Genomic DNA, 12,603 nt, shown 5'->3' with positions numbered 1-12,603 from the left:
AACTGACGGAGAAAACCGAATGACCCTCTTCATCGCCATGTGCGTATTTTCGCTGACGATGTCGATTTCGCCCGGGCCGGTGAACATGGTGATCGTTTCGTCGGGCGCCAATCACGGCTTCAGGCGCACGATACCGTTCGTCTCCGGCGCGACGATCGGCTTTACGCTGCTGCTCGTCGTTGTCGGCTTCTGGCTCATGCGGTTGATCGGCGCGTATCCGGTCTTTCTGATGTACCTCGAGCTCGTCGGCGCGGCGTTTATCGTGTACGTCGGGTACAAGATCGCGTCGGCGTCGCCCGAAATCAGCGTCGCACAGCAACGCATGCCGACCTTCATCGAAGGCTTTCTGCTGCAATGGCTGAACCCGAAGGCATGGATCGCCTGCGCATCGGGCGCCGCACTGTTCTCGAGTACGCATGCCACGCTGGTCGCGTTTATCGGCGTGTACTTCCTGATCTGCTATCTGTCGCTTGCCGCATGGGCGGTATTGGGCGATCGCGTCGCGGTGTTGCTGCGTAGCCGGTTGCGCATTCGCATTTTCAACCTGACGATGGGGGGCATGCTGATCGCAACGGCGGGCTATCTGATGTACGCCCAGGTCGCGCATCAGCCGGCGTGAACCGAAGCCGCGCCCGGCATGTCATGTGCGCCGGCGGTACTGCCCCGGCGTCGCCGCCATGAATTGGCGGAACACGCGCTGTAAATGCGCCTGATCGGAGAATCCCGCTTCGATTGCGACTTCGGCGATCGTGCGCCCGCGCCGCAGTTGCGTGCGGCAGTAGTCGACGCGGAGGTTGATCAGATACATGTGCGGCGTCATCCCATAACAGCGTTTGAACGCGCGAATCAGATACGATGCGGACAGTTCCGCGGCCGCGCAGATCTCGTCGAGCTTCAACGCGCGCGTGCAGTTTTCGCGAATGTATTCGGCCGCGCGCGCCAGTTTATAGTTGTGCTCGCAACTGAGTTCGGGCGCCGGGTTCAGCCTGCGTGGCAGTTCGGTGAAAAAGGTCTGCAATGCGCATTGCTTGCGTAGCGGGTCGACTTTCTCCGTCGTGAGCAACGCATGAAGCTGGTTGAGTCCGCGATACAGTTCGCCACAGAGCGTCAACGCGGTCGAGAACATACGGAAATCGGCTGAACTGCTGAGACCGGCTTCGTGCTGCAGTTCGGCGAGCCACGGTACGTCCACATAGAGCATCCGGTAAGACCACGCCTCGCGTCCCAGCGGATTGCACGCATGCACGTCGCCGGGATTGATCACGACCACGCTGCCCACGCCGATTGGTTCGCGCAGACGTTCGTTGATATAGGTACACGCCCCATGCGTGACTACCCCGATCGAAAATGTCTCGTGCGTATGTTTCGCATAACAGACATGACTGCCGTCATGCACGGCGCGAGCCTCGATAAACGGGAACGCGTCGTCGCGCCAGAAGCGCGGCACCATCGCATCGTGCAATGTTGAAGTGTCGACATTCTCTTTCATACGATGCCATCAATCCCGCTGGGTCCGGTGACCGCATAGCGGTCGGGTACGTATTCTGCTTCTCGCGGTCGCATAATGGGTGAATCTCGTTATGCCGTCTATGGTCGAATCGGGCATAAGATACACATCGACGACTTTCTTCCGATATTTAGATTTATATCAACCAACCGGTCAGTCTGTTCCGGCAACCACAGGCAAACCGCAGGCACCCCCACAGACACCCTCAGGCAATTCAATCAGACATTCCCATGGCAACCCGCGACAGGAAACCCGCACTAGTCGTCGCCGGCGACACACATCAGGTGCCGTCAGACCCGCCTTCGTCGGATGACAGAACATACAAGGCGCTGGTCGAAGGGAACGACCATTGTGCGCTTGCGATCCTCGATCGCAACGGCGTCGTGATAGGCTGGAACGTCGCGGCCGAGCGGATGACTGGCCATGCGCGCGCCGACATGGCGGGGCGTCATCTGTCGTACCTGTACGAAGGCGCCGCGGCCGATGGCGGCCTTTCGGCGGACGCGCTTGCGCAGCGCGATCTGCAGGGTGCGGCCTATCAGGGGCGTGTCGAGGGCGAGCGCCGCTTGCGGCGCAACGACGGGGCGCTGCTTCATGCCGGTGTGTCGATCAGTTCGGTGTTGGGCGAAGCGGGCGCGCTGGCCGGCTTCAACTGTCTGCTCATCGCGCGCCCCGACGAAGCCCCGGCGGACGCGCAACTGATCGACGCGAGCACCGAGCGTTTCGCACAGATTGTCCAGGACATCCAGGATTACGCGATCTTCATGCTCGATCGCGGCGGGCATGTAATGAGCTGGAATGCCGGCGCGCAGCATATCAAGGGTTACCGGCCCGATGAAATCATCGGCCGGCACTTTTCGACGTTCTACTCGGTGGAAGACAAGGCATCGGGCAAGCCGGAGCGCGAGCTCGTGCTGGTCGAGCAGTACGGCCGCATCGAAGACGAAGGCTGGCGCATCCGCAAGGACGGCACGAAGTTCTGGGCCAATGTCGTGATCACCGCGCTGCGCGGCGCGGACGGGCGCCTGCGCGGTTTCGCGAAGGTTACGCGCGATCTGACCGCGCGGCGCGCCGAGGAAGAAAAGCTGCGCCAGAGCGAAGAGCGCTTCCGTCTGATGGTCGAGTCGGTCAAGGATTATGCGATCTTCATGCTCGACTCGGACGGCAACGTCGCGACGTGGAACGCGGGCGCGATGCAGATCAAGGGTTATCAGCGCGACGAGATCCTGGGCCGGCCGATCTCGGTGTTTTACAGCGCCGACGATAACGCCGCACTGAAGCCGCAGCGCGAACTCGAGATCGCGGCCAAATTCGGCCGCATCGAAGACGAAGGCTGGCGCGTGCGCAAGGACGGCTCGATGTTCTGGGCCAATGTCGTGATTACGGCGATACGCGACAGCACGGGGCGGCTGCTCGGCTTCGCGAAGGTCACGCGCGACATGAGCGAACGCAAGCGCCTCGAGGAACTCGAGGTGTCGAGCCGCCGTATGAGCGAATTTCTCGCCACGCTCGCGCACGAGCTGCGCAATCCGCTCGCGCCGGTGCGCAACGCGGTGAGTGCGATGCAGCTCGCGCCGAATACCGATCCGCTGCTGCGCCAATGCCGCGACGTGATAGACCGGCAGATCGGTCATCTGACACGCCTCGTCGACGACCTGCTCGACATCGGGCGCATCACGACCGGCAAGATCGAACTGCGCATGGCGGCTGTCGAGATGCAGGAGGTCGTCGCGCGTAGTGTCGAAGCCGCGCGGCCGTTTACCGACGGACGCGGGCAAACCATCAAGGTGGTGATGCCGGCCACGCCGCTCGTGCTGCGCGGCGATCTGACACGGCTCGTGCAGGTGTTGCAGAACCTGTTGAACAATGCATCGAAGTTTTCGCCGAACGGTACGCAAATTTCCATTCACGTCGGAACCGAGCGCCGCGCGGTTGTCGTGCGCGTAAAGGACTATGGGCGCGGCATACCCGAGAATGCGCTCAATTCGATCTTCGATCTGTTCATGCAGGAGGGCCACGCGCAGAACCCGACCGACACCGGTCTCGGCATCGGTCTTACGCTGTGCCGGTCGCTCGTCGAACTGCATGGCGGGGCGATTCAGGCCGCCAGCGGCGGGCGTGGACAAGGCAGCACGTTCACCGTGCGGCTGCCGCTTGCGGCCGGCTTCGGGCAGGCCCATGACGACGTGGCGCCGCCGGTCGGGGCGGGCGTGGACCGCACGGCGCTGCGCGTACTCGTCGTCGACGACAACCGCGACTCCGCGGACAGTCTTGCCGTGCTGCTCGAGATGAAAGGACACGAGGCGCGCGTCGCGTACGACGGCGAAAGCGCGCTCGCCGCCGCCAAGGTCTACCTGCCGCAACTCGTGCTGACCGATCTCGCGATGCCGAACGTCGACGGTTTCGGTCTGCTGCGCGAGTTGCGCTCGAACCCGATGCTGTCGTTGACACGTATTGTCGCAATGTCCGGCTTTGGCCAGTCGAGCGACCGCGAGCAATCGCTTGCGGCAGGCTTCGATGCGCATCTCGTGAAACCGCTCGAAATGTCCGTGCTTGATGAATTGCTCGAGAGCGTATCGCGTCCTTCATCCAATCGTTGATCGGACATATTCGATGCAGAATTAAGAATCCTTCGTTAAATAGCAAGGCTATTTAAGAATAAATGCGATTCGGCGCGGTGCATGATCGGTGGAGCGGCGTGTTAATTCGGGAAACTATGTAATCGTCAGGCATTAAGACTAAGAATCGCTTTACTATCGCTTGGTTTATGCCTAGCATTAAGTTGCAATTTTTCCCTGAACAATTCGAATAGCGAAGTAAATGCCTACGCTGCCGCCTGTGCGGCTGTGCACATTCTCGCGATTGCGCCGCACCATGCGCACATCGGTCGAAATTCCTCAGTTCCCGGTTAAGCGCAATCAGAATAAGTGTTGAAGTTGTCAATGTTTCAAAAGATCGACGCATCGAGCGGTTGTTGGCAACAACTGCATTGCTCCGAGTTCCGGCCGTCCTCATGCGTCCGCTGTCATGCATCATCAGGCAGGCAAATCAGGTTGTCTTGTGCGAGCGTCGACGAGGTACGTAAGCCATGAACATCGCCATCTTTGCCGTCGCGAATGCGGTCTCGCGCCTCAACCGTTTTCTGGGCCTGCTGCTGTCCTCGACCCGGGTTCAACCGTTGTACCCGTCGGCTCCCGCGCGCATCGGCGCCCCGTTCGAGGGCGCCGCATCGTTCATTCAACTGTCATCGATCACGGGGCTGGAGCGGGAACCGCGCGCGGGAGCCGGCAGTGGCGCACCGCGCGTCATGCAACGGACCCGGCGATTCGCGAAGGCGTGGCGCGCGATCTTCCAACGCGATTCGGGAAGCGTTGCGCCCGATATGTCCGATGCCTTTGCCGCCCTCGAACACGCGCCGGTCGCGGCGATCGTCGTCGACGGCGAGGGCAGGATCATGCGTGCAAACATGCAGGCCGAGCGGCTCTTCCAGTACCGGCGTAGCGATCTTGCCGGCCTCGCGGCGGAGTTGCTCGTTCCACATCTGCTCAATACCGGGCACGAGCGGACCGACTCCCCCCGTGCGGCGGTGCAACCGCGCACGCAGCCGCGGATGCAACCATCTACACAGCCGTCTATGCAACCGGCCGCGCACACACGCGACATGCGCGCGAAACGCCGTGACGGCAGTGAATTTCCGGTGGAAGTCGCGTCAAGCGCGCTGCGTTACGGCGGCCATGTCGCCATGCTTGCGTTCGTCACCGACCGCACCGAGCGTTACGAACTCAGGCACGATCGCCAGGAACTCGCGCATCTGACGCGCGTGTCGACACTCGGCGAACTGGCCGGGTCGCTCGCGCACGAACTGAATCAGCCGTTGACGGCAATCCTCAGCAACGTGCAGGCGGCGCAACGTTTTATCGATCTCGATCCGCCCGAGCTTGGCGAAGTGCGCGAGATCCTGAAGGACATCGTCGACGACAGTTGCCGCGCAAGCGAAGTGATTCGCCGCATCCGCGCGTTCGTGAAGAAAGACGAACTGCAACTCGTGCGGCTTGATCCCGGCGATGTGTTGCGCGAAGTCGCGCAGCTCGTGCATAGCGACGCGATCGTGCGCGGGGTGCATCTGTCGGTCGATATCGACGACGACCTGCCGCCCGTGCGCGGCGACAAGATCCAGCTGCAGCAGGTCGTGCTGAACCTGATGGTCAACGCGTTCGACGCGATGCGCGGTTGCGATGCGCTTGAACGTACCGTCAGCGCATTCGCGGGGCTCGATCGCGACGGCAATGTGCGCATCGCGATTCGCGACCGCGGAGAAGGGATCGCCGCCGATCGGCTCGAGCGTATCTTCAAACCGTTCGTCACATCGAAACCTCAGGGACTCGGGCTCGGTCTGTCGATCAGCCGCTCGATCGTCGACATGCACCGCGGCCGGCTATGGGCCGAAAACAATACGGACAAAGGCATGACGTTCTACGTCGCGCTGCCGCCGTGGAGTAGGCCGGACACGGGACGACAATCATGATATTCAACGAGTGCAACGGGATCGGCGCGCGCGGTGCGACAGTCTATGTCGTCGACGACGAAGCGAGTGTGCGCCGCGCGCTGACGCGGCTGATCCACTCGGCCGGTTATCGCGTCGATGCTTATGGATCGGCTCGTGAGTTTCTCGGGCAGGTGCTGGCGTGTGCGTGTGACGCGCGCTGCCAGGCCGACGAGGTTCCGTGCTGTGTCGTGCTCGACGTGCAGATGCCCGATCTGAGTGGACTCGAATTGCAGCGCGAGCTGCCCGCATCGCTGCCGACTGTCTTCCTCACGGGGCACGGCGATATCGCGATGACGGTCGGCGCGCTCAAGGCCGGCGCCGCCGATTTTCTGACGAAGCCCGTGCGCGACGTCGAACTGCTGCGCGCGATCGACGAGGCGCTGATCCGTTCCGCCGACGCATTGCGAAGCCTGCGCGAGTGGCGGGAATTGAAGAGCCGCGTCGAACGCCTGACGCCTCGCGAGCGCGAAGTGATGGAGCTCGTCGTCTTGGGGCGCCTCAACAAGCAGGTGGCCTGCGAACTGGGTACGGTCGAGAAGACGGTCAAGGCGCATCGCGCGCGCGTGATGCAGAAGATGGAAGTCAATTCGCTCGCGGAGCTTGTGCGCGTGGCCGACAAGGTCGCCCGCGCCGGCGCGACGTTCAATCTGTCTTCGCACGACTGAACGCCCGCCTCACTACCAGACCGTTCCACGCCCGGCGCCGTACGGGACCAAGGTCCAATATCGCTTGCGCACGCCGTCTCATAGTCTATTGCAGGGAACGCATTTGCAGACGTCGCATCCGCGTTGCCGGTCACCGGACTATTCAAAATGGGCGCTGCCAAACCATTCGTTGTGGTGGTTGACGACGATGCATCGGTGGGCCGGGCGATCAAACGATTGTTGCGCTCTGTCGGGATTGTGGCCGACACGTTTGCGAGCGGCGATGAATTTCTGGACACGTTGTCGTCCATGCCCTCGTATCGTCCCGATTGCGTGATTCTCGATGTGCAGATGCCCGGTTCGAACGGACTCGAGGTCCAGCGGCGGCTGGCCGGTCATGCTGTGCCCGTCATTTTCATCACCGCGCACGACGACGCCGGCGTGCGCGACGAGGCGCTTGCCGCGGGCGCCGTCGCCTATCTGCGCAAGCCGTTCAACGACGCACTTTTTATTCGCACCGTCTGCTCGGCGCTCGATATCGAAGTGCCGCGCTGACGCGTCGCGCGCCCCGCGTGCCCAATCGCACAAGCCGCACAAGCCGCACAAGCCGCACAAGCTATTGGACCAAGGTCCAATTGTCTTCGAAGAGGCTGACTTCCAATATTCACAGCATCGGAACTTGCCGCCTTCGGGAGGGCAAGCGTCAAGGTGTGCCCGCGCGCCGCGCATGGACGGTGAAGCGCAGCGGCGCCGCGGACAGGTAATCGATTGAGGATTAGCAGACATGAAACCCGCAATGCGGATCTCGCCTTTGTCAGCTGCCTCCGTACTCGCAGTTGTCGCGATCGCGGTGGCGCTGCCGGCAACGGCGCAGCAGCCAATCATCTATCCCGCGAAGGGGCAAAGCGCGCAGAAGCAGGCAAGCGACATGGGACAGTGCCAGGCATGGGCTAAACAGAATACCGGTGTCGACCCGGCGGCAATCGCGCAACACGCGGCCAATCAGCCGCCGCCGCAGCAGCCGACCGGTGGGCGCGTGCGCGGCGCGGCAGGCGGTGCCGCCGTGGGCGCGGCGGTCGGCGCGATTGCAGGCGACGCGGGCAAGGGCGCCGCGATCGGCGCGGCGGGCGGCGCGGTCGGCGGCGGCATACGCCAGCGTCATCAGGCGCAGTCGCAGCAGCAACAGCAGCAGGCGACGCAACAGCAGGCATCGCAGGCACTCGCCACTTACAACCGGGCGTTGTCGGCATGCATGTCCGGGCGGGGCTACACCATCCAATAAGCAGTCCGCGTGTCAATCGATGAGCGTGGCGATCAGACGGAGCAAACGTAATGAATCGATCGTTTGAGCGCGATGTGCCGGTGCCGCCCGCTGTGTTGAGCGGCCGGCGCGCATGCTGGTGGTTATCGTTTGCGGCGGCTGTGTTGCTGCTGGGCGGCTGCAAGAAGGCGCCACCCGAGGCACAACGGCCGCCCGTTGACGTAACGATTGTCACGGTCGAGCAGAAGGCGACGCCCGTCGATTTCGAGTTCACCGCGCAGACGGAGAGCTCTCGCGAAGTGGAGATCCGCGCGCGCGTCGAAGGCTTCCTCGACAAGCGCATGTACACGGAGGGCTCGCTCGTGAAGGCGGGCCAGACGATGTTCATCATGGATCGCAAACCGTTCGAAGCCGCGTTGCAGACCGCCAAAGGCGAGCTCGCGCAGCAGCAGGCGCGGCTCACGGTCACGAAGGCGAACCTCGCGCGCGTCGTGCCGCTGGCCGCGCAAAACGCATTGAGCAAGAAAGACCTCGACGACGCGATCGGCAACGAGAAGGAAGCGGAAGCCGCGGTGATTGCCGCGAAGGGGCAGGTGCAGACCGCCGAGCTGAACCTTAGCTACACGATCATCAAGTCGCCGCTGCTCGGTCTGTCGAGCTATGCGCGCCAGCAGGAAGGCAGCTATGTGACGCCGACCCAGGGCGGCTTGCTGACTTACGTTTATCAGCTCGATCCAATGTGGGTGAACTTCAGCATCTCGGAAAACGAGCTGCTGCGCTACCGCCAGCAGATCGAAAAGGGACAGTTGCGCTTCCCGCCGGAAAACAAGTTCGACGTGACCGTGGTCCAGGCCGACGGCTCGGTCTACCCGGAGCGAGGCCGTATCGATTTCACGAATCCGGCGTTCAGCGCGGAGACCGGCACTTTCCTCGTGCGCGCGGTGTTTGCGAATCCGAAGGGGGTGCTGCGTCCGGGGCAGTTCGTGCGCGCGCTCGTGTCGGGCGCGGTGCGGCCGAACGCGATTCTCGTGCCGCAGCGGGCGGTGCTGCAGGGCTCGAAGAGCCACTTTTTGTGGGTGCTCGATAACGAATCGAAGCCGCATCAGCGCGTCGTCGAGGTCGGCGACTGGCATGGCGACGACTGGTTTATCACCGACGGCCTGCGCAACGGCGAGCGCGTTATCGTCGACGGCGCGATTCGCGTGACGCCGGACTCGACGATCAAGGTCACCGGCATCGCGCCGCCGAGCAATCTCCCCGCGCCGGCCACGCCGGCAGGTGGCAACGCAGGCAAGCCGGCCTCCGGCCCGCCCGCCGCCGCTACGCCTGCGTCGGCGGCACCGGCGGCGTCGGGGGCGGGAGAAAGCTGATGAACATCTCCCACTTCTGCATCGACCGGCCGATCTTCGCGTCGGTCATTTCCATCATCATTACGCTCGGCGGCGCGCTCACGATGCTCTCGCTACCGATCGCGCAGTACCCCGACATCACGCCGCCGCAAATCACCGTGACCGCGACCTATCCGGGCGCGAGCGCGGACGTGGTGGCGAACAACGTTGCCGCCCCGATCGAACAGCAGGTCAACGGCGCGGACAACATGATCTACATGAGTTCGTCGAGTTCGTCGACGGGCAACCTGACGATCAACTGCTACTTCCAGATCGGTACGAACCCCGAGCTCGCACAGGTTGACGTGCAGAACCGCGTGAACCTCGCGCTGCCGCAATTGCCCGAGTCGGTGCAGGCGCAGGGCGTGTCGGTTCAGAAGAAATCGCAGGCGTTCATGATGGTGATCGCCATCTATTCGCCAACCGAAAGTTACGATTCGACCTACATCGCGAACTACGCGAACATTTACGTGCTCGACGCGTTAAAACGCATTCCGGGCGCGAACCAGTCGAGCATCTTCGGCACGCCCGATTACGCGATGCGGATCTGGCTGAGGCCGGACCGCATGGCGCAACTGGGCATCACCGCGGCCGATGTGCAGCAAGCCGTGGCGAACCAGAACCAGCAATTCGCGGTCGGCCGCCTCGGCCAGTCGCCGACGGGCAACGCAGTCGAGCAGTCGTTCGCCGTCACGACCACCGGGCGGCTCACCGAGCCGTCGGAGTTCGAGAACATCATCATCCGCGCGCAAAGCGGCGGCGCCGCGATCGTGCGGCTGAAGGACATCGGCCGCGCGGAACTCGGACAGAAGGATTATTCGATCCGCAGCAGGTTTCAGGGCAAGCCTGCCACCGTGATTGCGGTCTACCAGCAGCCGGGTGCGAATGCGCTCGACGTATCGAACGCGGTGCGCAAGACGCTCGCGGAGATGAAGAAGTCGTTCCCCGAGGGGATCGACTACAAGATCGCGATGGACACGACCGAGTTCACGCGCGCGTCGATCACGGACGTCGTGCATACGTTCTTCGAAGCGGTGGTGCTGGTCGTGATCGTCGTGTTCGTGTTCCTGCAGAGCCTGCGCGCGACGCTGATTCCGGTGCTTGCGGTGCCGGTATCGATCGTCGGCACGTTCATGGGCATGGCCGCGCTCGGTTTCTCGATCAATATGCTGACGCTGTTCGGCATGGTGCTCGCAATCGGTATCGTGGTCGACGATGCGATCGTCGTGATCGAAAACGTCGAGCGCAATATGACCGTGCTCAAGCTCGACCCGAAGACCGCTGCCAAGCATGCGATGGACGAAGTGGCGGGGCCGGTGGTCGCGATCGTGCTCGTGCTGTGCGCGGTGTTCGTGCCGGTGGCGTTTATCGGCGGCATTACCGGCCAGATGTACAAGCAGTTCGCGATTACGATCGCCATTTCCGTGGTGATCTCCGGCGTCGTGGCGCTGACGCTGTCGCCGGCGCTCGCGGCGTTGCTGCTCAAGCCGGGCCACGGCGAAAAGCGCGGCTTCTTCCGCTGGTTCGACCGCCAGTTCGCGCGGATGACGGCCGGCTACACGCGCGCCGTGCGGCTGATGATCAAGCGCTTTGCGGTCGGTTTGCTGATTTTCGCCGGCATGATCGTGCTTGCCGTCTGGATGATGCGCACGATACCAGGCGCGTTTCTGCCTCCCGAAGACCAGGGCTATCTGCTTGGCGCGGTGATCATGCCCGACGCGGCGAGCCTCGACCGCACCGGGCTCGTGTCCGACGATGTGACCGAATACTTCATGAAGGAGCCGGCGGTCGACAGCGTGACCACCGTCGACGGCTACAGTCTGCTCGATAGCCAGAACAAGAACAACGCGTCCACCTTCTTTATCGGCTTCAAGTCGTTCGACGAGCGCTATTCGTCGGCGAACATCCGCACGCAGAATGCGCGGGCAGTGCTGGTCAACGCGTACAAGGCGCTGTCGCAGGTGAAGCAGGGCATCATCGTGCCGCTCAATCCGCCTGCGATTCCGGGCCTCGGCACGACCGGCGGCACCGAAGTGTGGATTCAGAGCAAGGGCGACGCGACGGTCGCGCAGTATGCGGCGGTGGTCGCGGAGTTTGTCGAGAAGGCGAAGAAGCGCCCTGAGCTGTCGGGCGTCACATCGACCTTCAACGCGTCATCGCAGCAATTGCTGGTCAACGTCGACCGCGACAAGGCCACGACGCTCGGTGTGCCGGTCGAAGCCGTGTATAGCGCGATGCAGACGATGTTCGGCTCGCTCTATGTCTCGCAGTTCAATCGCAACAGCCGGCTGTGGCAGGTGATCCTGCAGGCCGAGCCGCAGTATCGCCTGAAGCCGGAGGACCTGACCCAGGTGTTCGTGCGCGGCAAGTCCGGCGATATGGTGCCGCTGAAGTCCGTCGTGACGTACAAGTACGTGACCGGGCCGGACCTCGTCACGCGCTTTAATAACTATCCGGCCGTCAAGATCACGACCAATGCGGCGCCGGGCTACAGCTCGGGACAGGTCATTCAGACGCTCGAGGAAATCGGCGCGCAGATGCCGCAAGATTATTCGCTCGCGTGGAGCGGCGAGGCGTACGAAGCGAAGCAGGCGGGCGGCACGTCGGGACTCGTGTTCGTATTCGGCCTCGTGATGGTGTTCCTGATTCTCGCCGCGCAGTACGAGAAGTGGAATTTGCCGTTCGGCGTGCTGATGGCGGTGCCGTTCGCGATCTTCGGCGCGCTGCTTGCGATCCTGCTGCGCGGGCTGAACAACGACGTGTACTTCCAGATCGGCCTGACGATGCTCGTTGCGCTGGCGGCGAAGAACGCGATTCTGATCTTCGAGTTCGCCGTGTTGAACCGGCAGTCCGGCAAGTCGGTGTTCGATGCGACGATGCTCGCGGCCGAAGAGCGTTTGCGCCCGATCGTGATGACCTCGCTCGCGTTCATTCTCGGCTGCGTGCCGCTCGCGATCGCGACCGGCGCATCGGCGAACAGCCGGCATTCGATCGGCACCGGCGTGATCGGCGGGATGCTCGGCGCGACGGCGATCGCGGTGTTCTTTATCCCGATGTTCTTCTATGTGCTGGAGACGCTGTCCGACAAGCGCAAAGGGAAGAAGGCGGGTTCGGCAGGCGACGTGCCGCCGTCCACGCCGGCCTCGGGGTCGGGACCGGGGCCGGCGCCGGGGCCGCATCAGGGGCCGCATCAGGGACCGACGCCGGGCTCGGGCGGCCCGCATGTGACGCCGTCCGCACGTCGCGAGGATGAATGA

9 protein-coding genes are annotated in these 12,603 nt (G+C 63.0%); 8 read left to right on the top strand and 1 reads right to left on the bottom strand.

Annotation, left to right across the window (positions count from 1 at the left end):
- Positions 1-19: 19 nt before the first annotated feature.
- A complete protein-coding gene (locus tag ACYPXD_RS24740) occupies positions 20-619 on the top strand; it encodes a LysE family translocator (RefSeq protein ID WP_459717244.1) in 600 nt (199 codons plus the stop codon).
- Positions 620-640: 21 nt separating this feature from the next.
- On the opposite strand, the gene ACYPXD_RS24735 is transcribed toward ACYPXD_RS24740, so the two are convergent.
- A complete protein-coding gene (locus ACYPXD_RS24735; RefSeq protein ID WP_459717241.1) occupies positions 641-1,489 on the bottom strand; it encodes an AraC family transcriptional regulator in 849 nt (282 codons plus the stop codon).
- Positions 1,490-1,737: 248 nt separating this feature from the next.
- On the opposite strand from ACYPXD_RS24735, the gene ACYPXD_RS24730 reads away from it, so the two are divergent.
- The 7 genes from ACYPXD_RS24730 (at position 1,738) to ACYPXD_RS24700 (ending at position 12,603) form a co-directional block, all read left to right on the top strand.
- On the top strand, positions 1,738-4,107 hold the full coding sequence (locus ACYPXD_RS24730; protein ID WP_459717238.1) for a PAS domain S-box protein: 2,370 nt from the start codon (positions 1,738-1,740) through the stop codon (positions 4,105-4,107).
- A 488-nt stretch (positions 4,108-4,595) separates the two neighbouring features.
- Complete coding sequence (locus tag ACYPXD_RS24725) at positions 4,596-6,032, top strand: sensor histidine kinase (RefSeq protein WP_459717236.1); 1,437 nt, start codon at positions 4,596-4,598, stop codon at positions 6,030-6,032.
- On the top strand, positions 6,029-6,718 hold the full coding sequence (locus ACYPXD_RS24720) for a response regulator transcription factor (protein WP_459717234.1): 690 nt from the start codon (positions 6,029-6,031) through the stop codon (positions 6,716-6,718). The genes ACYPXD_RS24725 and ACYPXD_RS24720 overlap by 4 nt, the downstream gene beginning before the upstream one ends.
- Before the next feature lie 147 nt (positions 6,719-6,865).
- Positions 6,866-7,252, top strand: coding sequence for a response regulator transcription factor (locus ACYPXD_RS24715; protein ID WP_459717232.1), 387 nt, complete (start codon positions 6,866-6,868; stop codon positions 7,250-7,252).
- Between the two features lie 229 nt (positions 7,253-7,481).
- Positions 7,482-7,979, top strand: coding sequence for a YMGG-like glycine zipper-containing protein (locus ACYPXD_RS24710; RefSeq protein ID WP_459717229.1), 498 nt, complete (start codon positions 7,482-7,484; stop codon positions 7,977-7,979).
- Between the two features lie 50 nt (positions 7,980-8,029).
- Complete coding sequence (locus ACYPXD_RS24705) at positions 8,030-9,328, top strand: efflux RND transporter periplasmic adaptor subunit (RefSeq protein WP_459717226.1); 1,299 nt, start codon at positions 8,030-8,032, stop codon at positions 9,326-9,328.
- Complete coding sequence (locus tag ACYPXD_RS24700) at positions 9,328-12,603, top strand: efflux RND transporter permease subunit (protein WP_459717223.1); 3,276 nt, start codon at positions 9,328-9,330, stop codon at positions 12,601-12,603. Before ACYPXD_RS24705 ends, ACYPXD_RS24700 begins: the two co-directional genes overlap by 1 nt.

Source organism: Paraburkholderia sp. 2C, assembly GCF_054589215.1.
This window is presented reverse-complemented; position numbering and strand designations above follow the sequence as displayed.